General features: G+C 70.6%; 23 protein-coding genes and 1 tRNA gene. 17 read left to right on the top strand and 7 right to left on the bottom strand.

What is annotated here, in order from left to right; all coding sequences use genetic code 11:
- Positions 1 to 42: 42 nt before the first annotated feature.
- Positions 43 to 1,032 carry a helix-turn-helix transcriptional regulator gene (locus C1J01_RS26380; protein WP_111181660.1) on the bottom strand — a complete coding sequence of 330 codons (990 nt, stop codon included), beginning with the start codon at positions 1,030 to 1,032 and terminating at the stop codon, positions 43 to 45.
- 63 nt (positions 1,033 to 1,095) lie between these two features.
- Here C1J01_RS26380 and C1J01_RS26375 point away from each other — a divergent pair, with 63 nt between their 5' ends.
- Complete coding sequence (locus C1J01_RS26375) at positions 1,096 to 2,202, top strand: epoxide hydrolase family protein (RefSeq protein WP_181448971.1); 1,107 nt, start codon at positions 1,096 to 1,098, stop codon at positions 2,200 to 2,202.
- An 86-nt stretch (positions 2,203 to 2,288) separates the two neighbouring features.
- Here the strand turns inward: C1J01_RS26375 and C1J01_RS26370 are convergent, their stop codons facing one another.
- Entirely contained in the window at positions 2,289 to 3,089 is an 801-nt protein-coding gene (locus C1J01_RS26370; RefSeq protein ID WP_235854683.1) for an arginase family protein, read from the bottom strand.
- Positions 3,090 to 3,409: 320 nt separating this feature from the next.
- Between C1J01_RS26370 and C1J01_RS26365 the strand changes: the two genes are divergently transcribed.
- Positions 3,410 to 4,312: a 4-(cytidine 5'-diphospho)-2-C-methyl-D-erythritol kinase gene (locus tag C1J01_RS26365; RefSeq protein ID WP_111181658.1), complete on the top strand. Its 903-nt coding sequence runs from the start codon at positions 3,410 to 3,412 to the stop codon at positions 4,310 to 4,312.
- 57 nt (positions 4,313 to 4,369) lie between these two features.
- The gene (locus C1J01_RS26360) at positions 4,370 to 6,184 is read left to right on the top strand and encodes an ABC-F family ATP-binding cassette domain-containing protein (protein ID WP_111181664.1); all 1,815 of its coding nucleotides are present in this window, start codon (positions 4,370 to 4,372) and stop codon (positions 6,182 to 6,184) included.
- 27 nt (positions 6,185 to 6,211) lie between these two features.
- On the opposite strand, the gene C1J01_RS26355 is transcribed toward C1J01_RS26360, so the two are convergent.
- A complete protein-coding gene (locus tag C1J01_RS26355; RefSeq protein ID WP_111181657.1) occupies positions 6,212 to 6,718 on the bottom strand; it encodes a MarR family winged helix-turn-helix transcriptional regulator in 507 nt (168 codons plus the stop codon).
- Positions 6,719 to 6,775: 57 nt separating this feature from the next.
- On the opposite strand from C1J01_RS26355, the gene C1J01_RS26350 reads away from it, so the two are divergent.
- From C1J01_RS26350 to C1J01_RS26340, 3 genes are read left to right on the top strand one after another with little or no spacing between them, the layout of a single operon-like run.
- Positions 6,776 to 7,546, top strand: a complete 771-nt coding sequence (locus tag C1J01_RS26350) for a trans-aconitate 2-methyltransferase (RefSeq protein WP_235854680.1) — start codon at positions 6,776 to 6,778, stop codon at positions 7,544 to 7,546.
- Positions 7,543 to 7,893: a VOC family protein gene (locus C1J01_RS26345; protein ID WP_111181656.1), complete on the top strand. Its 351-nt coding sequence runs from the start codon at positions 7,543 to 7,545 to the stop codon at positions 7,891 to 7,893. Before C1J01_RS26350 ends, C1J01_RS26345 begins: the two co-directional genes overlap by 4 nt.
- 52 nt (positions 7,894 to 7,945) lie before the next feature.
- Positions 7,946 to 9,433, top strand: a complete 1,488-nt coding sequence (locus C1J01_RS26340; RefSeq protein WP_111181655.1) for a CYTH and CHAD domain-containing protein — start codon at positions 7,946 to 7,948, stop codon at positions 9,431 to 9,433.
- On the opposite strand, the gene C1J01_RS26335 is transcribed toward C1J01_RS26340, so the two are convergent.
- The 4 genes from C1J01_RS26335 to C1J01_RS26320 all read right to left on the bottom strand — a co-directional run bounded on the left by C1J01_RS26335 (position 9,421) and on the right by C1J01_RS26320 (position 14,370).
- Positions 9,421 to 10,263, bottom strand: coding sequence for an NUDIX hydrolase (locus tag C1J01_RS26335; RefSeq protein ID WP_111181654.1), 843 nt, complete (start codon positions 10,261 to 10,263; stop codon positions 9,421 to 9,423). The genes C1J01_RS26340 and C1J01_RS26335 overlap by 13 nt on opposite strands.
- Positions 10,256 to 12,316, bottom strand: coding sequence for an RNA degradosome polyphosphate kinase (locus C1J01_RS26330; RefSeq protein ID WP_111181653.1), 2,061 nt, complete (start codon positions 12,314 to 12,316; stop codon positions 10,256 to 10,258). Before C1J01_RS26330 ends, C1J01_RS26335 begins: the two co-directional genes overlap by 8 nt.
- A 118-nt stretch (positions 12,317 to 12,434) precedes the next feature.
- Positions 12,435 to 13,382 (bottom strand): TetR/AcrR family transcriptional regulator, encoded by a 948-nt coding sequence (locus tag C1J01_RS26325; protein WP_111181652.1) that lies wholly within the window; start codon positions 13,380 to 13,382, stop codon positions 12,435 to 12,437.
- 49 nt (positions 13,383 to 13,431) lie between these two features.
- Positions 13,432 to 14,370 carry an acyl-CoA desaturase gene (locus C1J01_RS26320; protein ID WP_111181651.1) on the bottom strand — a complete coding sequence of 313 codons (939 nt, stop codon included), beginning with the start codon at positions 14,368 to 14,370 and terminating at the stop codon, positions 13,432 to 13,434.
- Between the two features lie 310 nt (positions 14,371 to 14,680).
- On the opposite strand from C1J01_RS26320, the gene C1J01_RS26315 reads away from it, so the two are divergent.
- The 11 genes from C1J01_RS26315 to C1J01_RS26265 all read left to right on the top strand — a co-directional run.
- Positions 14,681 to 14,752, top strand: a tRNA-Gln gene (locus tag C1J01_RS26315).
- A gap of 120 nt (positions 14,753 to 14,872) precedes the next feature.
- A complete protein-coding gene (gene glmU / locus C1J01_RS26310) occupies positions 14,873 to 16,324 on the top strand; it encodes a bifunctional UDP-N-acetylglucosamine diphosphorylase/glucosamine-1-phosphate N-acetyltransferase GlmU (RefSeq protein WP_111181650.1) in 1,452 nt (483 codons plus the stop codon).
- Positions 16,321 to 17,298 (top strand): ribose-phosphate diphosphokinase, encoded by a 978-nt coding sequence (locus C1J01_RS26305; protein ID WP_111181649.1) that lies wholly within the window; start codon positions 16,321 to 16,323, stop codon positions 17,296 to 17,298. The genes glmU and C1J01_RS26305 overlap by 4 nt, the downstream gene beginning before the upstream one ends.
- Before the next feature lie 96 nt (positions 17,299 to 17,394).
- Positions 17,395 to 18,015 (top strand): 50S ribosomal protein L25/general stress protein Ctc, encoded by a 621-nt coding sequence (locus tag C1J01_RS26300; protein ID WP_111181648.1) that lies wholly within the window; start codon positions 17,395 to 17,397, stop codon positions 18,013 to 18,015.
- 66 nt (positions 18,016 to 18,081) lie between these two features.
- Positions 18,082 to 18,666 carry an aminoacyl-tRNA hydrolase gene (pth, locus tag C1J01_RS26295; protein ID WP_111181647.1) on the top strand — a complete coding sequence of 195 codons (585 nt, stop codon included), beginning with the start codon at positions 18,082 to 18,084 and terminating at the stop codon, positions 18,664 to 18,666.
- A 90-nt stretch (positions 18,667 to 18,756) separates the two neighbouring features.
- Entirely contained in the window at positions 18,757 to 20,217 is a 1,461-nt protein-coding gene (locus C1J01_RS26290) for a sugar transferase (RefSeq protein ID WP_438943134.1), read from the top strand.
- The gene (locus C1J01_RS26285) at positions 20,217 to 20,981 is read left to right on the top strand and encodes a 3'(2'),5'-bisphosphate nucleotidase CysQ (RefSeq protein ID WP_181448970.1); all 765 of its coding nucleotides are present in this window, start codon (positions 20,217 to 20,219) and stop codon (positions 20,979 to 20,981) included. Before C1J01_RS26290 ends, C1J01_RS26285 begins: the two co-directional genes overlap by 1 nt.
- Before the next feature lie 19 nt (positions 20,982 to 21,000).
- Positions 21,001 to 21,915 carry a sulfate adenylyltransferase subunit CysD gene (gene cysD / locus C1J01_RS26280; RefSeq protein ID WP_111181645.1) on the top strand — a complete coding sequence of 305 codons (915 nt, stop codon included), beginning with the start codon at positions 21,001 to 21,003 and terminating at the stop codon, positions 21,913 to 21,915.
- Position 21,916: 1 nt separating this feature from the next.
- The gene (cysN, locus tag C1J01_RS26275; RefSeq protein WP_111181644.1) at positions 21,917 to 23,179 is read left to right on the top strand and encodes a sulfate adenylyltransferase subunit CysN; all 1,263 of its coding nucleotides are present in this window, start codon (positions 21,917 to 21,919) and stop codon (positions 23,177 to 23,179) included.
- A 92-nt stretch (positions 23,180 to 23,271) separates the two neighbouring features.
- Complete coding sequence (locus tag C1J01_RS26270; RefSeq protein ID WP_235854679.1) at positions 23,272 to 24,168, top strand: sulfotransferase; 897 nt, start codon at positions 23,272 to 23,274, stop codon at positions 24,166 to 24,168.
- A gap of 58 nt (positions 24,169 to 24,226) precedes the next feature.
- On the top strand, positions 24,227 to 25,148 hold a 922-nt coding region (locus C1J01_RS26265), incomplete at its 3' end, for a glycosyltransferase family 2 protein (protein ID WP_111181643.1).

The raw sequence follows: 25,148 nt of genomic DNA, 5'->3' as shown, positions 1-25,148 counted from the left end.
GCTGGACGGGGTGGCGGGACCGTGGGGTGGCGGTGCGTTTGGTCAGGGTTTTTCGGTGTGGTTGTCGGTGGGTTCGGGATTGGTCGCCTTCGCGTAGCGGGTGGCGAGGGTGCGAAGGTGGTCGAGCAGTTCGGGTGGGCCGGTGACGCGGAAGTCGGCATCGAGCAGGCCCAGGTGGACGGCCAGGCCCTCGATGGTGTCGGCGCCGGTGTGCAGGACGCAACTGCCGTCGTCGAGCGCCTCCACCGTGCCGACGGCCGGGCTGATCCGCTCCGCCACCACCGAAGCGGGCGCGTACACCGTGACGCTGGCCCGGTGACGCCAGGCGGCGGCCGACACCCGGCCCGAGACGAAGCCCGCCACGTCGTCGGGCAGGTCGCGGGGGGCGAAGCGCGGCCCGGGCGGCACGCGGGGCGTCAGCCGGTCCACGCGGAAGGTGCGCCAGGCGTCGCGGCCGAGGTCGAAGGCCAGCAGGTACCAGCGGCGCCCCCAGTTGACCAGCCGGTACGGCTCGACCTCGCGAGTGATGGCCTCACCCGTGTGGGTGGTGTAGTCGAACCGCAGCCGTTCGTGCGTACGGCACAGGGTGGCCACGGTCGTGAGGACCTGCGGGTCCACAACGGGTCCGGTACGGTCGCTCGGCACCGGCACCGTGACCGTGCGCATCGTGCTGACGCGGTGCCGCAGCCGGGACGGCATGACCTGCTCCAGCTTGGCCATCGCGCGCAGCGACGCCTCGGCGTTCCCGGCGATGGCGCCGTTCACGGCGGTGCCCAGCCCGACCGCGACCGCGACAGCCTCCTCGTCGTCCAGCAGCAGCGGCGGCAGGGACGCGCCCGCGCCGAGCCGGTAACCGCCCGCCGAGCCTCTGCCGGCCAGGACGGGGTAGCCGAGCGAACGCAGGCGTTCGACGTCGGCGCGGATCGTGCGACCGCTCACGCCGAGCCGTTCGGCCAGTTCGGAGCCGGCCCAGTCGCGAGGGGTCTGCAGAAGAGCGAGCAGGCGCAGCAGGCGCGCCGAGGTTTCCAACATGAGACCAAGCATGCCGCGCCATTAGGAACGAACCTCTCCTAATGGGCTGGAACAGTGAGATCCATGAGCGACATTCACGAGTTCCGCATCGACGTCCCGCAGGCCCACCTCGACGACCTCGCCGAGCGTCTGGCCCGTACCCGCTTCGCCGAGGAGCTGCCGATCGACGAGGTCACCGACGGCGTCCAGCGCGGTGCCGTCCAGCCCGGCTGGGAGTACGGCGTGCCGGGCTCCTTCGTAGGCGACCTCGTGGCCCGCTGGCGCGCCTTCGACTGGCGGGCCCGGGAAGCCGAGCTCAACGCGTACCCGCAGTTCACCACCGAGATCGACGGGCAGAACATCCACTTCGTCCACGTACGCTCCGAGCGCCCGGACGCGACCCCGCTGATCCTCACCCACGGCTGGCCCAACACCTTCGTGGAGTACCTGCACCTGGCCGGTCCGCTGTCCGAGGACTTCCACGTGGTGATCCCGTCACTGCCGGGCTTCGGCTTCTCCGGGCCCACCCGCACCAAGGGCTGGAACGCCGCCCGCGTCGCCGACGCCTGGGCCGAGCTCATGGGACGGCTCGGTTACGAGCGGTTCGGCGCGCACGGCAACGACGCGGGCGCCATCGTCAGCCCCGAGCTGGGCCGCCGCCACCCGGACCGCGTCATCGGCGTGCACGTCAACCAGATCTTCTCCTTCCCGTCCGGCGACCCCGCCGAGCTCGCCGGGCTCACCCCCGAGGAGCAGCAGTACCTGGGCTTCCTCGGCAGTTTCGTCGAGCACGCCGTCCACGACCGCCTCCAGCAGGCGCAGCCCCAGACCCTCGCGCACGCCCTCGCCGACTCACCGGCCGGCCAGATCGCCTGGATAGGCCAGCTGCTCGCGGGCGTCCCCGACCCCGACGTGATCCTCACCAACGCCACGATCTACTGGCTCACCAACACCGCGGCGTCCTCGGCCCGCTTCTACTACGAGAACCACCGCATGCCGTCGCCGACCGAACCGACCACCTTCCCCCTGGGGCTGGCCTCGTTCGCCTACGACTTCCGCCCGCTGCGGCGCTTCGCCGAGCGCGACCACAAGAACATCGTCTCCTGGAACGAGTACGACCGCGGCAGCCACTGGGCCAGCCACGACGCCCCCGACCTCCTGATCGACGACCTGCGCGCCTTCTTCCGCTGACGCGGGGGAGGACGTCGTACGAACAGCCCGGACACGGCCGGCACGGCGCCACGGCGCCGACCGGCCGGTGGCGACGGACTGTCCGCTCAGCTTCGGGCGCAGGCCCTCACCAGCTGCGGCACCAGCTCCGACAACAACTCCTGGTCTTCCTTCCGCGACGGCTCGTACTCCATGAGCCCGAGCCCGACCACCCTGAATCGTTCGGCCACGGCGGTGACCAGGGCGAGGAGTTCGCCGGGCCGCAACCCGCCGGGCGCGGGCGAACCGACGCCGGCGAACTCCTGCGGATCCAGCACGTCGAAGTCGATGTGCACGTACACCACAGGAGCCGGGGCGTCACCGGCCGCCTCGATCGCCTGCACCAACGCCGCAGCGTCCACGACAGGAGGAAGGTGCCGAATCCTCTGGTCCCGGACGAACGCCAGCTCACCGGGATCGAGCTCACGCACCCCGGCCAGCACGATCTGCCGGGGTGGCAAGGCCTCCTCGGGTACCAGTCGCTCGGGACCCTCGCCGGTCAGCGCCCGCAGGACCATCCCGTGATACGCGCCGGACGGAGACGAGGCCGGGCTGTTCATGTCCGCGTGAGCGTCGAACCAGACGACCACCAGCCGATCCCCGTACCGCTCGCGAGCCGCCGCCACCGGCTGCAACTCGACACCGCAGTCCCCACCCGCGGTCACGACGAGCCCTTCGAACGGCGGCCCGCCGAGGTCCGCGAGCGCAGCGCGGACCTTGGCCGACGTGCTCACGAGATCGTCGTCGACCTCGACCCGCACCCGCCGATCGGCACCCACCATGCCGGCGAGCAACCGCGCGCCTTCGCGCAGCCGCTCCGACGTGGGAGCCGCGGAGCCCCGCCACTGGGGCACCTCCACCACCGTCACCTCGGTCAACGCACTCCTCCTCGATACGTCCCCCGCCAGCGTGGCAACGGGCCCCTCCCGTGTCCACCCTCCTCGGTCACGCGAGCCCGCCGGACGTCCGGTGGCGACAGGCCCATAGGGGACGCACGGCCACGAATGAATCGCCGGTTCACTGTTCGTTACCGAACAGGATGGGGACAAATGGTCGCCAACTTGACGCTCCGTGGTGCGGCTCCCGCCGTCATCCGGGTCATCTTTCGAGAACCGCATGTCAGGGCGGCGTGCCCGGATAACATCGAGTGTCCTCGGCCCCGGCAAGTGATGAGAGTGGCAGAAGATCGATGAGTTCGGTGACCGTACGTGTGCCCGCGAAGGTCAACGTGCAGCTTTCTGTCGGCCCGCTCCGGGAAGACGGCTACCACGACCTGGTCAACGTCTTCCACGCCGTGTCGATCTTCGATGAGGTGGTGGCGAAGGAGTCCGAGTCGATCACCGTTCAGGTGAACGGCAAGTGGTCCGACCAGGTGCCGACCGACGACGGCAACCTGGCGATCAGGGCCGCTCGCGCCCTCGCCAAGCACGCCGGCCGCACCTACGGCGCCGACCTGGTCATCCAGAAGGAGATCCCCGTCGCGGGCGGGATGGCGGGTGGCAGCGCCGACGCCGCCGGCGCCCTCGTGGCGTGCAACGAGCTGTGGGGGCTGGGGCTGCCGTTCGAGGACCTCATGGAGATCGCCGGCGACCTCGGCAGCGACGTCCCGTTCTCGTTGCTCGGCGGCACGGCGGTCGGCACCGGGCGGGGTGAGCAGTTGTGCGAGCTGCCCACGGGCGGCACGTTCCACTGGGTGTTCGCGCTGGCTGACGGCGGGCTCTCCACGGCCAGCGTGTACGCCGAGTGCGACCGGCTCAGGGCCGCCTCCGGAGCCGAGGTGCCCTGGCCGCAGCTGAACGACTCGCTGATGGAGGCCCTCGGCACCGGCGACGCGTACGCGCTCGGCGCCCATCTGAGCAACGACCTCCAGGCCGCCGCCCTCAATCTCCGCCCCGAACTCGCCCCGACCCTCGACTCGGGCCGCCAGCACGGCGCCCTGGGCGCGATCGTGTCCGGCTCGGGCCCGACCTGCGCGTTCCTCGCGATCGACGCCACTCACGCCCGCGACCTGGCGCTCAGCCTGACCACGACAGGAGCGGCCCACACGGCGGTGGCCGCCCACGGCCCCGTCCAGGGCGCCACCCTGGTCTGATCGCCGCCACCGCGGGCGGGCGGGGGGTGGGTGGGGAGCCGATACCCTGGGATGGCGATGAATCTGGTCAATCTTGAGTCGGTCTCCCACGCCTACGGGCCCAAGCCGCTCCTCAGCGACGTCTCCCTCGGGGTGGAGGAGGGCGAGCGCATCGGCGTCGTCGGGCGCAACGGCGGGGGCAAGACGACCCTGCTGTCCGTCCTCGCCGGAGCCGTGCGCCCTGACAGCGGGCGCGTCACCCACACCCGTGGCCTGCGCGTCGGCTTCCTGTCGCAGCAGGACACCCTCGATCCCGGCGCCAGCGTGCGCGAGATCGTCCTCGGCGCCAGGGCGGAGCACGAGTGGGCCGGTGACCAGCGGGTTCGCGAGATCCTGGAAAACCTGATCGGCGACCTCGACCTCGACTCCAAGGCCGGCGACCTGTCCGGCGGCGAGCGCAGGCGCACGGCGCTGGCCCGGCTGCTCATCGACGACCACGACCTGATCATGCTCGACGAGCCCACCAACCACCTCGACATCGAGGCCATCGCGTGGCTCGCCGCCCATCTGGCCGGGCGCAAGAGCGCGCTGGTCGTCGTGACGCACGACCGGTGGTTCCTCGACGCCGTGTCCACCCGTACGTGGGAGGTCGTGGACGGCCGCGTCGAGCGGTACGAAGGCGGATATGCCGCATATGTGCTGGCCAAGGCCGAGCGCGCGCGGATCGCCCAGGCCGCCGAAGAGCGTCGCCAGAATCTCATGCGCAAGGAGATCGCCTGGCTGCGGCGCGGCCCGCCCGCCCGTACGTCCAAGCCGAAGTTCCGCATCGAGGCCGCGCAGGCCCTGATCGCGAACGAGCCTCCGCCCCGTGAGACCGTCGAGCTGATGCGCTTCGCCGCCGCCCGGCTCGGCAAGACCGTCTACGACCTCGACGACGTCACCCTGCACGCGGGCGGTCCCGGCGCGGGGCCGCTGGTGCTCGACCACCTCACGTGGCAGTTCGGCCCGGGCGACCGGATCGGGCTGATCGGCGTCAACGGGTCCGGCAAGTCGTCGGTGCTGCGGCTGCTCGCGGGCACGGTCCAGCCCGACTCGGGGCGCGTGGTCAGGGGCAAGACCGTGCGCCTGGCCCACCTGTCCCAGGAGCTGGCCGAGCTCGACCCGACCCGGCGGGTGCTGGAGTCGGTCGAGGAGGTGCGCAAGTACCTGCAGCTCGGCAAGAGGGAGTGGACGGCGTCCCAGCTGCTCGAACGCCTCGGCTTCCGGGGTGACGCGCAGTGGAAGGTGATCGGTGACCTGTCGGGTGGCGAGCGGCGGCGGCTGCAGCTGCTGCGTCTGCTGATGGACGACCCCAACGTCCTGCTCCTCGACGAGCCCACCAACGACCTCGACATCGAGACGCTCAACGAGCTCGAGGACCTGCTCGACGGCTGGCCCGGCACGCTGATCCTGGTCAGCCACGACCGCTACTTCCTGGAGCGGGTGACCGACCGGTGCGTCGCGCTGCTCGGTGACGGCAGGCTGTCGCTGCTGCCCGGCGGGGTGGACGAATACCTCGAACGCCGCGCGGCGGGCACGGCGGTCACCGCCCGCCTCGGCTCCGGCGAGACCGTCTCCAGCCAGGTCGAGGCCGCCCCGGGTGAGGCCACCGGCGAGACGAAGGGCGGGCTGTCGGCCAAGGAGGAACGCGAGCTGCGCAAGGAGCTCAACCGCCTCGAACGCCAGCTCGACAAGCTGAGCGACCAGGAGGCCCGGCTCCATGCCGCCATGGCGGAGGCCGCCAGCGACTACGCCAAGCTCGGCACGCTCGACGCCCAGCTCCGCGACATCCTGGCCCAGAAGGAGACGATCGAGGCCGAGTGGCTGGACGTGGCCGACCGCCTCGGCGAGTGACCAACTGAGCGCGTGACGCCTGGACGCTCAGGAGGGGGAGTCGAAGGGGGTGAGCAGGGCGCGCAGCAGGGTGGCCAGCGTGCGCTGGTCCTCGGCGCTGAGGCTCGACAGCAGCTCCTGCTCCCGCCGCAGCAGCCCCTCGAACGCCGCGTCCACCCGCTCCAGCCCCGTCTCCGTGAGCGACACCAGCACGCCCCGCCGGTCCTCCGGGTCGGGGCGCCGGCGCACGAGGCCGGCCTGAGCCAGCCGGTCGATGCGGTTGGTCATCGTGCCGGAGGTCACCAGGGTGGCGCGCAGCAGCGCCCCCGGGCTCAGCTCGTACGGCCGGCCGGCCCGCCGCAGGGCCGTGAGGACGTCGAACTCCCACGGCTCCAGATCGTGCTCGGCGAACGACGCCCGTCGCGCCCTGTCGAGATGCTTGGCCAGCCGTGACACCCTGGAGAGCACTTGGAGCGGCTCGACGTCGAGGTCGGGGCGCTCCGCCCGCCAGGCTGCGACGAGGCGATCGACCTCGTCTCTAGCGTCCTCCGTCATGACACAAGAGTGTACTGTCTTGACATCGAGATATACCTCTCGATATCAATTATCTTCATGTCAAGAGATATCTGGGACCCGGTGACCTACGCGGTCTTCGCCGACGAGCGTTCCCGTCCTTTCGTCGAGCTGGTCTCCAGGGTGGGGGCGGTCGATCCCGACTACGTCGTCGACGCCGGCTGCGGCAGCGGCGATCTCACCGTCGAGCTGGCCCATCGCTGGCCGAACGCCACCATCGAGGGCTTCGACGCCTCGCCCGCGATGATCACCAAGGCCCGCGCGCTGGGGTCGAAGGTGAGGTTCGCGGTCGCCGACGTGACCACTTGGCGGCCCGACCGGCCCGTGGACGTCATCGTCTCCAACGCCGTCCTGCAGTGGGTGCCCGAGAACCGCGCCGTGCTGGAGCACTGGATGGAGGAGCTGGCCCCGGGCGGCTGGCTGGCCTTCCAGGTGCCGGGCAACTTCGAGGCGCCCAGCCACGTGGCCATCCGCGAGCTGTGCGCGTCGCGCGCGTGGTCCGACAAGCTGAGCGACGTCGTCCGCATCCACCCGGTGGCCGACACCCTCGAGTACGTCGACCTGCTCAACCAGGGCGGCTCCCAGGTGGACGCCTGGGAGACCACGTACGTGCACGTCCTGCAGGGCGAGGACCCCGTGCTCAAGTGGGTCTCCGGCACCGCGCTGCGCCCGATCCTCGACCGGCTCGGCCCGGAGGAGCAGCGGCGTTTCAAGCAGGACCTGGGCCGGCTGCTCGCCGAGGCGTACCCGGCCAAGAGCTACGGGACGCCCTTCCCCTTCCGGCGGATCTTCGTGGTGGCGCAGAAATGACGGTCAAGGCGCTGCACCACGTCCAGCTCGCCGCGCCGCCGGGCAGCGAGCCGCTGCTGCGCGCTTTCTACACGGGTGTGCTCGGGCTGCGCGAGGTGCCCAAGCCGCCCGAGCTGGCCGCGCGCGGGGGCGCCTGGTTCCGGGGCGACGGCGTGGAGCTGCACCTCGGCATCGAGGAGGACTTCCGGCCCGCCCGCAAGGCCCATCCCGCCTTACTGGTGGACGACCTCGACGCGTACGCCGCCCGGCTGCCCGACGCCGTGCCCGACGACCTCTTCCCCGGCTACCGGCGCGTCTACGTCTCCGACCCGGTGGGCAACAGGATCGAGCTGCTGCAGGCCGTGTGATGTTCACCTCGCGATGGCATCATGGTCACAAACCGGACAATTGCGAGGTGTAGTGGGCATCGAGATCGAGGACAAATTCGACGTTCCTCCCGACTACGCGATCCCGGATCTGACCGGCCTGGCCACCGTGGAGGGCCCGAAGAGCCACCAGCTCGTGGCGCTGTACTACGACACCCCCGACCTGCGGCTGGCCGCCCGCGGCGTCACGCTCAGACGGCGGCGGGGAGGCGCCGATCCCGGCTGGCACCTGAAGCTGCCCAAGGCCAAGGGCGTCCGCCAGGAGATCACCCATCCGCTCACCCGCAGCACCAAGGTGGTGCCCGCGGAGCTCGCCGAACTCGTCCGCGCCTACACCCGCGGCGCCGAGCTGGGCGTGGTCGCCGAGCTCGACACCCGCAGGAACGTCACCGTCCTGCTCGACGGCGAGGCCCGGCTGGTGGAGATCGCCGATGACCGCGTCAAGGGCACGGTGTACGGCGAGGAGCGCAAGGTGGTGCGGTGGCGCGAGGTCGAGGCCGAGCTGCTCGACGGCGGCACCCGCGCGATGCTGGCCAAGGTCGGCAAACGGCTCAAGAAGGCGGGCGCCACGCCATCCGGCGCCGCCAGCAAGCTCGCCAAACTGCTCGAACCCGCCCCGCCCGTGGTGGCCGCCACCAAGCCGGGATCGGCCGGCGAGGCGGTCGTCGCCTACCTGGCCGGTCAGGTGACCGCGCTGCTCGCGCAGGATCCCCGGGTCCGCAGGGCCGAGGAGGACGCGGTGCACCAGATGCGGGTCGCCTCGCGGCGGCTGCGCAGCGCGCTCAAGGCGTTCAAGAGCGTGGTGATGGACACCGGACACGTGCAGGACGAGCTGCGCTGGCTCGCCGCGGTGCTCGGCGAGGCCCGTGACCTGGAGGTGATCAGGGAGAGGTTCGCCGGGGAGCTGCGCGCTCTCGCCCCTGAGCTGGTCGTCGGCCCCATCCAGGCCCGGCTCGGCTCCGACCTGCACGAACGCGAGCGGCAGGCGTACGTGCGGATCAAGGAGACGTTGAGCGGCGAGCGCTACTACCGCCTCCTCGACGCGCTGGACGAGCTGGTGGCCGCCCCCACCCTGGGCAAGTCCGCGGAGAGGCCGGCGCAGGAGAAGCTGCGCGACGTCGCCGCCGCCAACTGGGGCCGGGTGACGAAGGCGTACGACCTGGCCATGGCCATCGACGACCTCGAGCGTCGGGAGATCGCCCTGCACGACGTGCGCAAGTCGGCCAAGCGCGCCCGTTACACCGCGGAGGCGCTGCGGCCCACGCTCGGCGCGGACATGTCCGCCCTGGCCAAGCTGGCCGCCGGCATCCAGGAGGTGCTGGGGACGTACCAGGACGGCGTGATCGCGCAGGAGACGCTGGTCAAGGAGGCCGGCAGCGCCCGCCGGGCCGGCGAGGACACCTTCACCTACGGCCTGCTCGTCGGCATCGAGCGCGCCAGGGGCGAGCGCGCCCAGGCCGCGTTCCCCCGCGTGTGGCAGGAGACGGTCGAGGCGGTGCGGAAAGTCCTTCAGGAGGTGTAGCGCTCGACGCTGACCACGTAGCGCCCTCTGCGGTGCAGGACGGCGAAGGCGCCCTTGCGCAGGTGCACCCGCGTGCCGCTCAGCGACTCGATCAGCGCGGGCAGCACCTTGCCGTGGCTGCTCACGGCCGCCGGCACCGTGATGTCGCCGACAAGGACGGGCGTCTTCTGCGGGTCCTGGCTCTCCTCGCTGAGCAGCGGCTCGGTCCTGATCTCGGCCCCGGCCCGCACGGCGTACGGCTCCAGCGTCTGCACGCACCGCCTGCTCGGCGAGCTCATCAGCAGCTCGGGCCGGTACGCGGGCAGCGCCGTGGCCACGACGGCCGCCTGGGAGAGGCCGTCGGCGTCGAGCGGCCGCAGCGCGTCGTCGCCCGTCCACTCGGCGCGCGACCCGGCCGAGGCGTGCCGGACGAGCACGAGCGGCACGGTCTCGAGCGCCGCGGCCCGCAGCGCGCGCAACAGCCCCACGTCCCACTCGTACGTCAGCAGCAGCCTGGCCTCGCGCGGCGGCAGCCAGCGCAACTCGTCCACCTCCTCGCCGGGCTCGAACCCGTCGTCGGCGACCGCCCGCGCCGTCCAGTAGTCGACCCGCTTGAGCCGGCGATCGCTCAGGTAGTGGACGGGCGGCAGCGCGCGGCCGAGCGCCACCGTCATGCCGGTCTCCTCGCGCACCTCGCGCAGGGCGGCGGCGATGACGTGCTCGCCGGACTTGAGCTTGCCCTTGGGGAACGTCCAGTCGTCGTAGCGGGGGCGGTGGATGACCGCCACCTCGGGGTCGCTCTCTGCGCCGCGCCAGACCACGGCTCCGGCGGCGCGGAGCGGGTCAGTCATCAACGGTTCTCCAGCGGCGGGCGCTGATGAGACGGCTCTGCAGGTCCTCGCCGGGATGGTGGGTCCAGGTGCCGTCGGGGTTGAGCCACCAGGTGTTCGTGGAGTCGGCCATGACCTGGTCCATCAGCTCGATGAGGTACGCCTTGTGCTGCTGCGCGGTCACCTTGACCAGGGCCTCGACGCGGCGGTCCAGGTTGCGGCGCATCAGGTCGGCGCTGCCGATCCAGATCTCGGGCCGCCGTCCGAGGCCGAACTCGTACACCCGGGAGTGCTCCAGAAAACGCCCCAGGACCGAACGTACGCGGATATTTTCGGACAAGTCCGGGATGCCGGGACGCAGGATGCAGACCCCGCGCACCCACAGGTCCACCGGGACGCCGGCCCGCGAGGCGCGGTAGAGGGCGTCGATGATCGGCTCGTCCACCAGCGAGTTGGTCTTGATCCTGATCCGGGCCGGGCGGCCGGCCTCCTGGTGGGCGATCTCGCGTTCGATCCTGGCCAGCAGGCCGCTGCGCATCGAGTGGGGCGCGACCAGCAGCCGCCGGTAGGCGGAGTGGTGGGAGTAGCCGGTCAGGTGGATGAACAGGTCGGTCACGTCCTCGCCGACCAGCGGATCGGCGGTGAGCAGGCCGAAGTCCTCGTACTGACGGGCGGTCTTGGGGTTGTAGTTGCCGGTGCCGATGTGGCAGTAGCGGCGCAGCTCGCCGGAGGGCTCCTGGCGGACGACGAGGGCGAGCTTGCAGTGGGTCTTCAGCCCGACCACGCCGTAGACGACGTGGCAGCCGGCCCGCTCCAGCTTGCGGGCCCAGGAGATGTTGGCGTGCTCGTCGAAGCGGGCCTTGATCTCCACGACCACCACGACCTGCTTGCCCGCCTCGGCCGCGTCGATCAGCGCGTTGACGATCGGGGAGTCGCCGCTGGTGCGGTAGAGGGTCTGCTTGATCGCCAGTACCCTGGGGTCGTTCGCGGCGTCCTCGATGAAGCGCTGCACGCTGGTGCTGAAGGAGTCGTACGGGTGGTGCAGCAGCACGTCTCGCTCGCGCAGCACCGTGAAGATGTCGTCCTCGGCGTTGATCACCTCGGCGGGCACGAACGGCCGGTAGCTCAGCTCGCCCCGGTCGAGGTCGGCGATGGCGTGCAGGCCCGTCAGGTCGAGCGGCCCGGGCAGCCGGTAGATCTCGTGCGGCGCCAGCTCCAGCTCCTCGACCAGCGGCGCGAGCACCTCCGGCGTGATGGTCTCCTCGACCTCCAGCCGCACGGGCGGGCCGAAGCGCCGCTTGAGCAGCTCCTTCTCCAGGGCCTGCATGAGGTTCTCGGTGACGTCCTCGTCGACGTCGAGGTCCTCGTTCCTGGTGACGCGGAAGACGTGGTGCTGGACGATCTCCATGCCCTTGAACAGCTGGCCGAGATGCGCCGCGATGACGTCCTCCATCGGGACGAACCGGTTCTTCGACGCCGCCACGAACCTGGGCAGCTGCGAGGGCACCTTGACCCGGGCGAACACCGTGTGGTCGGTCGCCGGATTGCGGACGAGCACCGCCAGGTTCAGGCTGAGCCCGGAGATGTAGGGGAAGGGGTGGGCGGGGTCGACGGCCAGCGGCGTGAGCACCGGCCTGATCCGCTCCCTGAACAACTTGCGCAGCTCCGTGCGCTCCTCACGGCCGAGGTCGTCCCACCGGACGATCTCGATGCCCTCGGAGGCGAGCTGCGGGCAGATCTTGTCGTGGAAGACGGCGGCGTGCCTGCGGGCCAGCTCGTCGGCGATGGTCGCGATCCTGACCAGCTCTTCGCTCGGCTTGAGCCCGCTCTTGGTGCGCAGCAGCAGGCCGGTCGCCATGCGCCGCTTGAGCCCGGCCACCCGGACCCGGAAGAACTCGTCGAGGTTGCTGGCGAAGATGGCCAGGAACCGAACGCGTTCCAGCAGCGGCACCGACGCGTCCTCGGCCAGTTCGAGCACCCGCTGGTTGAACTGGAGCCAGCTTTCCTCGCGGTTGAGGAACCGCTCCTGCGGAAGTGGGAGGTCGCCGGGAGGCTGGAACGGTTCTGCGGACATATGGCGTATATTGCCCCGTTTGGTTGAACAGCACGTTAACGACACCGCAACGGCTCACCCTCAGGGGTCAGCCCTGCTCACCCCCATGGTCACCCCGCGGGAGTCACGCGTACAAGACTCACTCAGGATGATCTACCTGTTCCAGGCGGGCCGCGCGCTCGGCCAGCCTGGCCTCCCGCTGGCGGATCTTCTCCTCGCGCTCGCGTGCCTTTTCGGCCTCCTTGAGCAGCCGCTCGCGCTCCTTCTCCGCCTCTTTCAGCAGGCGCTCCCGCTCTTTCAGCTCGCGTACGCGCGCCTTCTCGGCCTCCTTCAGCTCGCGCTGGCGGAGTTTCTCGGCCTCTCTGAGCTCTTTCTCCTTGGCCTTCTCGAACTCGCGCAGTTTGTCGGCGGCGGCCTTGTCGGCGGCGGTCGCGCGCGGCCTGGCCGGGAGGTCACGGGTGGCGGCGGTGATCGACGGGTTGGGGTTGAGCCCGGTCAGGCCGTTCCAGGCCAGGTTGACCAGGTGGGCCGCGACCTCCTCGCGGCCCGGCTTGCGCACGTCGAGCCACCACTGCCCGGTCAGCGCGACCATGCCGACGAGCATCTGGGCGTACATCGGCGCCAGCTTGGGGTCGTAGCCGCGCGAGGCGAACTCGTCGGCCAGCACGTCCTCGACCTGACTGGCGATCTCGCTGATCAGGCTCGCGAACGTGCCGGTGCCCGAGGCGGCGTGCGAGTCGCGGACCAGGATGCGAAAGCCCTCGCTGCTCTCCTCGATGTACTGGAGCAGGGCCAGGGCGGCCCGCTCCAGCTTGATCAGGGAATGGGTGGCGGCGAGGGCCTCGGTGATCATGCCGAGGAGTTTTTGCATCTCGCGGTCCACGACGACCGCGTAGACGCCTTCCTTGCCGCCGAAATGCTCGTACACCACGGGTTTCGACACCTGTGCGGTGGCGGCGATCTCCTCGATAGAGGTCCCGTCGAACCCCTTTTCCGCGAAGAGCGTGCGGCTGATGCGGATCAGCTGCTCGCGTCGCTCGCTACCGGACATGCGCCTGCGAGATCGGGGTTCGGTCACGGTTCCCATAATGACGGCCACGCCTCCATGACCGTTCACCGGATGATCCTCGGCGAGGTCAGGCAACGCGCTTCGCCGCCAGCCGCTCCGGCGTCGGCCAGCGGACGTCGTACGCCCAGCCCAGCTTCTCGAAGATGCGGATGAGTCCGGCGCTCAGGTCGATCTGGCCTTTAAGCGCGCCGTGGCGGGCGCAGGTCGGGTCGGAGTGGTGCAGGTTGTGCCAGGACTCGCCGAAGGACGGGATGGCCAGCCACCACACGTTGCGCGACTTGTCGCGGACCTGGAAGGACTCCTCGCCGAAGACGTGGCAGATCGAGTTGATCGACCAGGTCACGTGGTGCAGCAGTCCGATGCGGACGAGCGAGCCCCAGAAGAGGGCGGTCAGAGCGCCCTGCCAGGACCAGGTGAACAGGAAGCCGAGCACGCCCGGCAGCAGGATCGAGGTGAGCGCCATGGCGCCGAACCACTTGTGCATCTTCAGGACGTCCTCGTCCTTGCACAGGTCGGGGGCGTACTTCTCGCGGTTGGTGCGCTCGCTCTCGAACAGCCAGCCCATGTGGGCGTAGAGCAGGCCCTTGGCCATGTTCTTGAAGCCGGGGCCGAAGCGCCACGGCGAGTGCGGGTCGCCCTCCTTGTCGGAGAACTTGTGGTGCTTGCGGTGGGTGGCGACCCAGTCGAGCACGGACATCTCCAGCGACAGGCTGCCGGCGATGCCGAGGGCGATCTTGAGCGGACGCTTGGCCTTGAACGAGTGGTGCGTGAAGTAGCGGTGCAGGCCCACCGTGACGCCCAGGCCGGAGACGACGTAGAAGACGAACGCGATCGCGATGTCCGTCCAGCCGAGGCCCCATCCCCACGCGAGCGGCACCGCGGCCGCGATCGCGACCAGGGGCAGACCGACGACCAGGCTGAAGGTGACCAGCTCCGCCTTGGACTTGGGCTCGGGCTCGAATTCGGGCTTCGGTGTGGGTGCGGAACGCTCGGTGAGAACGGTCATGGGCGACCTCCAACGACATGTATGGGGACGAATGTCCTGTCTACGCAACCGTAACCTACGCCAGCGTAAGTAAGGAAGACCTAAGCCGTGAATGGGGGGAACGTGACGGCGTGCCGCCCGCGGTTGCGTGGGTTTCGTGTCTTGCGCCACTTCGCCGGCTCTGTTATGGAACGGCTGCTCTTCGGTTGTGCGAGCGACCAGGCTCAGGAGCCCCGTTCCCCGTGAGACCGGGGTTAGGCGCAATTACCGGCACGCGGCCGGGCGCGGGGTCGGTATCGTAGGGACTGTCGGACGTCGCCTGTCCGATCTGTCCCGGATCGTCTAATCGGCAGGACAAGTGGTTTTGGTCCACTTTGTAGGGGTTCGAGTCCTCTTCCGGGAGCTCTGAGGTGCTCCCCAGCGCCAACGCGCGAGGGGAGGACAGGTATCCTCACGGTGTCGGGGGGATGACCGTGCAGTTGCCGATCATCCTGATCCGTTCCATCACAGGGAGCCTCAGTCCGTGAGTGTGCCGCGCCCGGCAGCCGTGATCGTCCTCGCCGCCGGCGAGGGCACCCGTATGAAGAGCCAGACCCCGAAAGTCCTGCACGAGCTGTGCGGCCGTGCGCTCGTCGACCACATGCTCGCCTCGGCCCGCGACCTGGGCCCCGAGCAGCTGATCGTCGTCGTCGGCCACGCCCTGGAGCGGGTCTCCGGCCACCTGGCCGCCACCAGTCCCGACGCGCGCGCCGTCGTCCAGCGCGAGCAGCGCGGCACCGGCCACGCCGTCCGCACCGTGCTCGAAGAGGTCGGCACGATCTCCGGCACCGTCCTGGTGACCTACGGCGACGTGCCCCTGCTGCGCACCGAGACCATGGCCGAGCTGCTCGAGCGCCACGCCCTCGAGGGCAACGCGGTCACCGTGCTGACCGCCGAGGTGCCCGACCCGACGGGCTACGGCCGCATCATCCGCGACGAGAGCGGCGCCGTGCTCGCCATCGTCGAGGAGAAGGACGCGAGCCCCGAGCAGCGCGCGATCAAGGAGATGAACTCCGGCATCTACGCCTTCGACGGTGACCTGCTCGCCGACGCCGTCAAGCGCGTCTCCACCGACAACGCCCAGGGCGAGGAGTACCTCACCGACGTCCTCGGCATCCTGCGCGGCGACGGCCACCGCGTCGGCGCCTGCGTGGCCGCCGACTTCGTCGAGGTCGAGGGCGTCAACGACCGGGTCCAGCTGGCCGCCGTACGCAAGCTGCTCAACCGCCGCCTGCTGGAGCGCCACATGCGCGCCGGCGTCACCGTCGTCGACCCCGACAGCACGTGGATCGACGTCGGGGTGCGCATCGAGCCCGACGCGATCGTCCACCCCGGCACCCAGCTCCACGGCGACACCGTGATCGAGACCGGAGCCGAGGTCGGCCCCGCCACCACCCTCACCGACACCTTCGTGGGCGAGGGCGCGGTCGTGCGCAACGCCGTCTGCGACGGCGCCCGGATCGGCCCGCAGGTCAGCGTCGGCCCGTACGCCTACCTGCGTCCCGGCACCGTGCTCGGCCAGGGGGCCAAGGCCGGCACCTTCGTCGAGATGAAGAACGCCAAGGTGGGTGAGCGGTCCAAGGTGCCCCACCTGTCCTACGTCGGCGACGCCACCCTCGGCGCCGACGTCAACATCGGCGCCTCCACCGTCTTCGTCAACTACGACGGAGTGGAGAAGAACCACACGACCGTGGGCGACGGCGCGTTCGTCGGCTGCGACACCATGCTCGTCGCCCCCGTGACCGTCAACCCGGGCGCCTACACGGCGGCCGGCTCCGTGATCACGGATCAGGTGCCCCCGGGCGCGATCGGGGTGGCGCGGGCGCGGCAGCGCAACATCGAGAAATGGGTCTTGCGCAGGCGCGCGGGCACGAAATCGGCCGCGGCCGCCCAGCGGGCGCTGGCCGAGCAAGAGCAGCAGGAGAAGAACCAGTGACCAGCATCAAGCAGCCGGGCGAGAAGAACCTCATGCTCTTCTCCGGCCGTGCCCATCCGGAGCTGGCCGAGGAGGTTGCCGAGCACGTCGGCGTCTCCCTCACCCCCACCAAGCTCATCGACTTCGCCAACGGCGAGATCTACGCCCGCTACCTCGAGTCCGTGCGCGGTTGTGACGCCTTCGTCATCCAGAGCCACACCGGGCCCATCAACAAGTGGATCATGGAACAGCTCATCATGGTCGACGCGCTGAAGCGGGCCTCCGCCAAGCGCATCACCGCGGTGATGCCGTTCTTCGGCTACGCGCGCCAGGACAAGAAGGGCCGCGGCCGCGAGCCCATCACCGCGCGCCTGATGGCCGACATGTTCAAGACCGCGGGCGCCGACCGGCTCATGTCGATCGACCTGCACACCTCGCAGATCCAGGGCTTCTTCGACGGCCCTGTCGACCACCTGTTCGCCATGCCGGTCCTGGAGAGCTACCTCAAGGGCAGGCTCGACATCGCCAACACCACGGTCGTCTCGCCCGACACCGGCCGCGTGCGCCTGTCGGAGCGCTGGGCCGACACACTCGGCACGCCGCTGGCGTTCATCCACAAGCGGCGCGACCTCGACGTGGCCAACTCCGTCAAGGTCAACGAGGTCGTCGGCACGGTCCGCGGCCGCACGTGCGTGCTGATCGACGACATGATCGACACCGCCGGCACCATCTGCAAGGCGGCCGACGCCCTCTACGAGCAGGGCGCCACCAACGTCATCGTCGCCGCCACCCACGCGGTCTTCTCCGACCCCGCGGTCGACCGGCTGAAGAACTCCCGGATCTCCGAGGTGGTCGTCACCAACACGCTGCCGCTGTCGCAGGAGGGCCGCTTCGACAAGCTCACCGTGCTGTCGATCGCGCCGCTCATCGCCCGCGCCATCACCGAGGTCTTCCAGGACGGCTCCGTCACGAGCTTGTTCGAGGGAGACACCTGAGCCTATAGACTTCATGGGTTGCGCTCGTAACGCCTTCCGCTAGGGCGGGTGAGGGGGAGCGCTCAACAATCCGCCGATGCATCCCTAGGAGATGTCGTGTCTGAAGTACGTATCGCCGCCGAACCGCGCACCGTGTTCGGCAAGGGCGCCGCTCGCAAGATCCGCCGCGCCGACAAGGTGCCCGCCGTTCTCTACGGGCACGGCATCGACCCCAAGCACCTCACCCTGCCCGGTCACGAGGTCCTCCTCGCGCTGCGCACGCCCAACGTGCTGATCCGCCTCCAGGGCGACGGCGTCGACGAGCTGGCCCTGCCCAAGGGCGTCCAGCGCGACCCGATCAAGGGCTTCGTCGAGCACGTCGACCTGCTGCTGGTCAAGCGCGGCGAGAAGGTCACGGTCGAGATCCCGGTCACCACGGCCGGCGACGTCCACCCCGACGGCCTGCTCGACCAGCAGCTCGTCCAGATCGCCGTCGAGGCCGAGGCCACCCACATCCCGACCGGCATCGAGGTCGACGTCGAGGGCCTGGAGGTCGGCACCGCGATCACCGCCGGCCAGCTGCCGCTGCCGCAGGGCACCACGCTGTCCGCCGACCCCGAGACCGTCGTCCTGCAGGTCATCAACAAGCCGGTCGAGGTCACGGAGGAGGCCGAGGAGGGCGAGGCCGCCGAGGCTCCCGCCGCCGAGGGCGAGACCGCCGAGGCCCCTGCCGAGTAACACGTTTTCCCGCGAACGGGGCGGCCCTGCGACGGCCGTCCCGTTCCGCCGTCCCAAGGGGAGCACATGGACCGCTGGCTGATCGCCGGGCTGGGCAATCCGGGGCCCGAATACGCGGGCAACCGCCACAATGCGGGCTTCATGGTCCTCGACGAGCTGGCGGCCAGGGCCGGCGGGCGGTTCAAGGCCCACAAGAGCCGGGCCGAGGTGTGCGAGACGAGCCCTGCCGTGCTGGCCAAGCCCCTGACGTACATGAACCTGTCCGGAGGGCCCGTCAAGGCGCTCTGCGACTTCTACAAGATCGGGCCCGAGCGGCTGATCGTCGTCCACGACGAGCTCGACGTGCCCTACGGCGCGCTGCGCGCCAAGCTGGGCGGCGGCGACAACGGCCACAACGGCCTGAAGTCGATCACCAAGGTGCTCGGCACCCGCGACTACCTGCGCGTCCGCTTCGGCATCGGGCGCCCGCCCGGCCGCATGGACCCGGCCTCCTTCGTGCTGCGCGACTTCGCCACCATGGAGCGCAAGGATCTGCCCTTCCTCGTCGACCGGGCGGCCGACGTGGTGGAATCGCTGATGAGCCGTGGCCTGGAGGCCACCCAGAACGACTTCCACCGGGCTGATCTGCACATTTCCGGCCCTCCACGCTGATCCCCGCAATGAACCGTTCGCCGGTTCTTGTCGGCCCACGCGGCTACGATCTGTGACTGTCCGTACAGGATTGGTCACCTGGAGGCGCGTGTGCGCGGTGGAGCCCGCGATGAAGGACTCATCACCGTGGTGCGGCCGGGCACCCCTGTCACGGTCCCCGGCACGCCTTCGTGGGTCCGCCTCTATCGCCTGGGGGCCGTGCTCGGCGACCTGTGCGGGGCCGGCATCGCCGCGGCGGCCGCGTTCTCGCTGCGGTTCGGCGGGCTCACCCCCTACGTGCTGCCCTACCTGCTGGTCAGCCTGGCGCTGCCGCTCGTGTGGTGCGGCGCGGTGGCGCTGGCCCGGGCCTACGAGGCGCGCATGCTCGGCGTCGGCTCCGAGGAGTTCCGGCGGGTGGTGCAGGCGGGCGTGGCGCTGACCGCCGCCACCGCCATCGGCTCCTACGTCACCAAGGCCGACGTCGCCCGCGGCTACGTCGTGCTGGCGCTGCCCCTCGTCACCCTCTGCTCACTGCTGTTCCGCTACGCCCTGCGCCGCTCGCTGCACCGCCGCCGGGCCGCGGGCGCGTGCATGCGCCGCGTGGTCGCGGTCGGCCACGCCGCCTCGATCGCCGAGATCGTCGGCCTGTTCCGCAAGGAGAGCCACCACGGCATGCAGGTCGTGGCCGCCTGCCTGCCCGGCGGGCGCGCCGGCGAGCGGATCGACGAGGTGCCCGTCGCCGGCGACCTCAGCGACGTGCCGATCGCCGTCGACCACTACCGCGCCGACACGGTGGCCGTGCTGGCCTGCCCCGAGATGGACGGCCAGGCGCTGCGCCGGCTGGCCTGGCGGCTGGAGCGCACCCACACCGAGCTGGTGGTCGCACCTGCCCTGATGGACGTCGCCGGCCCGCGCATCATGATCAGACCGGTCGCCGGGCTGCCGCTGCTGCACGTGGAGCATCCCGAGCTGACCGGCATCCGCCAGCTCGTCAAGAACGTCTTCGACCGCCTGGTGGCCGCCGCCCTGCTGGTGCTGCTGGCGCCGCTGCTCGCGGGCCTGGCGGTGGCCGTGCGCACGACCAGCCCCGGGCCGGCGCTCTTCCGGCAGACGCGGGTCGGCAAGGACGGCCGGCTCTTCACGATCCTGAAGTTCCGTACGATGCGGCGGGGCTCCGAGCAGCAGAAGATCACGCTGGTCAGCGACCGCGACGGCGTGCTGTTCAAGCTCCGCAACGATCCGCGGGTCACGCCGCTCGGCGCGTTCATGCGCCGCCACTCCCTCGACGAGCTGCCCCAGCTGCTCAACGTCGTGCTCGGCCACATGTCGCTCGTCGGGCCGCGTCCGCCGCTTCCCGAGGAGGTGGCACGCTACGGTGACGACGTGCGCAGACGCCTTCTCGTACGCCCCGGGCTGACCGGGCTGTGGCAGGTCAGTGGTAGATCTGACCTATCGTGGGAGGAATCCGTACGTCTAGACCTGCGCTACGTGGAAAATTGGTCCCTGACCCTTGACCTTCAGATCCTGTGGAAGACTTGGTCGGCCGTCGCCCGCGGGCAAGGAGCATATTGATGACGATTCGCGACGATCACGCCCTCGCCGCCGACCTGGCGACCGAGGCAGGCGAGCTGCTGCTGCGCATTCGCGAGCGCGTGGGGTTCGCCGATCCCAAGGCGCTGAAGGCCGAGGGCGACCGCGGGTCGCACGTCCATCTCATGGAGGCGCTGGCGCGGTTGCGCCCGAGCGACAGCGTGCTGTCGGAGGAGGCCACGCGCGAGGAGCGGCTCGACCCGCGCCGGCTGCGCGCCGAGCGGGTGTGGATCGTCGACCCCCTCGACGGCACGCGTGAGTTCTCCGAGGAGGGCAGGTCCGACTGGGCCGTCCACGTGGCCCTGTGGGAGGGCGGCCGGCTGGCCGCGGGCGCCGTGGCGCTGCCCGCCCAGGGCCGCACGCTGACGACCGCCGACCCGCCCAAGCTGCCGGCCCACCACGACGGCCGTTTCCGCATCGCGGTGAGCCGCACCCGGCCGCCGGAGTTCGTCCAGAAGCTGGCCGCCCAGGCCGGCGCCGTCCTCGTTCCCATCGGGTCCGCCGGGGCGAAGATCTCGGCCGTGCTCACCGGCGAGGTCGAGGCGTACGTCCACGCGGGCGGCCAGTACGAGTGGGATTCCGCCGCGCCGGTCGCCGTCGCGCTGGCCGCCGGGGCCCACGCGAGCCGCATCGACGGGTCGGAGCTGGCGTACAACCAAGCCGATCCGTCACTACCCGATATTCTGGTTTCCCTACCGGAGCTGGCGGCATCCCTGCTCGCCGGCATCCGGGACCTGCACCGCTGAACCGCCGGAGGAAGCTCCCATGCTCCAGCGCGACTACACGACGTCGCAGCTCGACGTGCTCGAGGCAGAGGCCATCCACATCATGCGCGAGGTGGCCGCCGAGTTCGAGCGCCCATGTCTGCTCTTCTCCGGAGGCAAAGACTCGATCGTCATGCTCCGCATCGCGGAGAAGGCGTTCTGGCCCGCGCCCATCCCGTTCCCGCTCATGCACGTCGACACGGGCCACAACTTCGACGAGGTCATCGAGTTCCGTGACCGCCGCTCCGCCGAGCTCGGCGCGCGGCTGATCGTGGCCAGCGTGCAGGACTCCATCGACCAGGGCAGGGTCGTGGAGGAGACCGGCCGGCGCGCCTCGCGCAACCGGCTGCAGACCACCACGCTGCTCGACGCGATCGAGGAGCACGCGTTCGACGCGGTCTTCGGCGGCGCCCGGCGCGACGAGGAGAAGGCCAGGGCCAAGGAGCGGGTGTTCTCCTTCCGCGACGAGTTCGGCCAGTGGGACCCGAAGAACCAGCGTCCCGAGCTGTGGAACCTCTACAACGCCCGCATCCGCAAGGGCGAGCACATCCGGGTCTTCCCGCTGTCCAACTGGACCGAGCTCGACGTCTGGGACTACATCAGGCGCGAGGGCATCGAGATCCCGTCCATCTACTTCGCCCACACCCGCAAGGTGTTCGAACGCGACGGCATGCTGCTGCCCGACGCCGACGTCGTGCAGCGCGGCGACGACGAGCCGCTGTTCGAGGCCGTCGTCCGCTACCGCACCGTGGGCGACATGACCTGCACCGGCGCCGTGCAGTCCACGGCCGCCACGGTCGAGGAGATCATCGAGGAGATCGCGGCCACCCGGATCACCGAGCGCGGGGCCACCAGGGCCGACGACCGCTCGTCCGAGGCCGCCATGGAGGACCGCAAGCGAGAGGGCTACTTCTAAGATGGACATTCTTCGCTTTGCCACCGCGGGAAGCGTCGACGACGGCAAGTCCACCCTCATCGGACGGTTGCTCTTCGACTCCAAGGCGATCTTCGAGGACCAGCTCGAAGCGGTCGAGCGCACCTCGCGCGACCGCGGCACCGAATACACCGACCTGTCGCTGCTCACCGACGGCCTGCGGGCCGAGCGCGAGCAGGGCATCACGATCGACGTGGCGTACCGCTACTTCGCGACGCCGCGGCGGAAGTTCATCATCGCCGACACGCCCGGGCACATCCAGTACACCCGCAACATGGTCACCGGCGCCTCCACGGCCGACCTGGCGATCATCCTCATCGACGCGCGCAAGGGCGTGCTGGAGCAGTCGCGCCGGCACGCGTTCCTGACGTCGCTGCTGCGGGTGCCCCACCTGGTGCTGGCGGTCAACAAGATGGACCTCGTCGACTACTCCGAGGAGCGCTTCGAGGAGATCAGGGAGGAGTTCTCGGCGTTCGCCTCCAAGCTCAACGTCGGCGACCTCACCTTCATCCCGATCTCCGCGCTCAACGGCGACAACGTGGTCTCGCGCTCCGAGAACATGCCGTGGTACCTCGGCACCTCGCTGCTGCACCACCTGGAGAACGTGCACATCGCGTCCGACCGCAACCTGACCGACGTGCGCTTCCCCGTCCAGTACGTCATCCGCCCGCAGCGGGCCACCGACCACGCCTTCCACGACTACCGCGGCTACGCCGGCCAGGTGGCGGGCGGCGTGCTGAAGCCCGGTGACGAGGTCGTCCACCTGCCCTCGGGGCTCACCACGCGCATCTCCTCGATCGACACCTACGACGGGCCGGTGGAGGAGGCGTTCGCGCCCATGTCGGTGACGCTGCGCTTCGAGGACGACATCGACATCTCGCGCGGCGACATGATCGCCCGGCCCAACAACCAGCCGCAGGCCGCGCAGGAGCTGGAGGCGATGGTCTGCTGGATGACCGACATCCGCAAGCTGACGCCGCGCTCCAAGCTGACGATCAAGCACACCACCCGCACCGCGCGGGCGCTGGTGCGCGACCTGCACTACCGGCTCGACGTCAACACCCTGCACCGCGACGAGGAGGCGACCTCGCTCTCCCTCAACGAGATCGGCCGGGTGTCGCTGCGGGTCACGCAGCCGCTGTTCGTCGACGACTACTCCCGCAACCGGCTCACCGGCGGCTTCATCCTCATCGACGAGGCCACCAACAGCACGGTCGGCGCCGGCATGATCCTGGACGCCAGCTGAGGTAGATCTTTTAGGGTTCCGTTTACCCTCCGATTACCCTCAGTGCTAGGGTTGTCGCGTTCCGTGTAAGCGACCGCGATGGGCCCTGTCCTGTGACTGACCGCTCGCCCGTACGGGTGATCTATCTGGGCGGCCTCGGCCGCAGCGGCACCACGCTGCTCGAACGGCTCCTCGGCGAGCTGCCGGGCGTGGTGGCGCTCGGCGAGGTCGTCCATCTGTGGGAGCGCGGGGTCATCGCGGAGGAGCTCTGCGGGTGCGGCCGTCCCTTTCCCGCCTGCCCCTTCTGGCGGCAGGTCGGGCAGAGGGCGTTCGGGGGGTGGACACGCGGGCATGCCGAGCGCGTCCTGACGCTGCGGCGCAGGATCGACCGCACCCGCAGAATCGCCCGCATCGACCATCCCGACCTGGCCGAATACGCGCGGGCCTACCGATCCCTCTACGAGGCGGTCGGCTCCGCGGTCGTCGTCGACTCCAGCAAACACGCCTCGCTGGCCTGCTGCCTGGTCGCGAGCGGGGTCGACATCCGCGTCGTCCACGTCGTCCGGGACCCGCGCGCGGTCGCCCACTCCTGGGGCAGGCTCGTGCCGCGCCCCGAGGACGGCCGGCCGATGACCCGCTGGGGTCCCGCCCGCACGGCCCTGCACTGGTGGGCCCAGAACGCCGCCCTTGAGCTCCTTCCCGGCCGCGGCGCCCGCGTGACCAGAGTCCGGTACGAAGACCTCGCCGCCGCCCCCGCCGCCACCCTCAAGGATCTTGCCGAACGCCTGGAGCTGGCTGATCCCGACCTGTCCTTCATCGAAGGCCACACCGCCTGGCTCGGCCCCTCCCACACGGCCTCCGGCAATCCGATGCGCTTCCATGTCGGGCGGGTCGAGCTGCAGCGCGACGACTCCTGGCGGTCGGGGCTGCCCGGCGGCGACCGCCGCGTGGTCACCGCCCTCACCTGGCCGCTGCGGGCCCGTTACGGCTATGTCGGGGTGGCGGCGTGAGGCGGATGATCGTCGCGACGTGCGGTGACGGTCCCGCGCGGGGCCCCGAGGTGGCGGGATGAGCGGCCCGCCCTCGGTCGGCGTCGTCGTCCCGACGTGTGGTGACCGTCCCGAGCTGCTGCGGGAGGCCGTGGCGGGCGTGCTGGCGCAGGAATACGCCGGTGAGCTGTCGGTGGTCGTGGTGGCCGACGCGCCGCCGCCTCGGGGCGGGCAGCGGTGCGCGAGCCCGGCGGCGGTGGCGGCGCGGGTCGCGGGGGCGCTCGCCGGGCCGCGCGTGCGCGTGGTGGCCAACGCGCTGAGCCCCGGGCTGCCGGGCGCGCGCAACACCGGCATCGCCGCCTGCGACACCGACCTGGTCGCCTTCTGTGACGACGACGACCTGTGGCTGCCGGGCAAGATCACCGCCCAGGTGCGGGCGCTTCGGGAGGGCGGGGAGTTCGCCAGTTGCGGCATCGAGGTCGAGCACGGCCGCCGCCTGGTGCCCCGGCTGGCCGGCGCTTCCCGCGTGACCGCGGCCGACCTGGTGCGTTCGCGGATGGTGATGGTGCACTCATCGACGTTCGTGTTCGAACGCGGGCTGCTCTGGGTCGACGAGAGCGCGCCCGGCGGCCAGAACGAAGACTGGGACCTGGCGCTGCGTGCCGCCAAGCGGCGTCCGCTCGTCCACGTCGATCAGCCGCTCGTACGCGTGCGCTGGGCCGGTTCCCACTACGCCGCCCGCTGGGCGGACCGCATCGCCGGGCTGGAGTGGATGCTCGCCCGGCACCCCGAACTGGCCGTGGACCCGCGCGGCGCGGCGCGGGTCTACGGCCAGCTGGCCTTCGCCCACGCCGCGCTCGGGCGCCGGCGCGCGGCCGCCCGCTGGGCGGCCCGTACGTTCGCGGCCCGGCTGGGTGAGCCGCGTGCGCCGATCGCGCTGGCGGTGGCGGCCGGCCTCGTCTCCGCGCCCACCGTGCTCTCCGCCCTCCACCACCGGGGAC

The sequence above is a fragment of the Nonomuraea aridisoli genome (assembly GCF_003236395.1).
Taxonomy (GTDB): Bacteria; Actinomycetota; Actinomycetes; order Streptosporangiales; family Streptosporangiaceae; genus Nonomuraea; species Nonomuraea aridisoli.
Note: the sequence above shows the minus strand (reverse complement) of the source record. Positions and strands in the feature narration are given on the sequence as shown.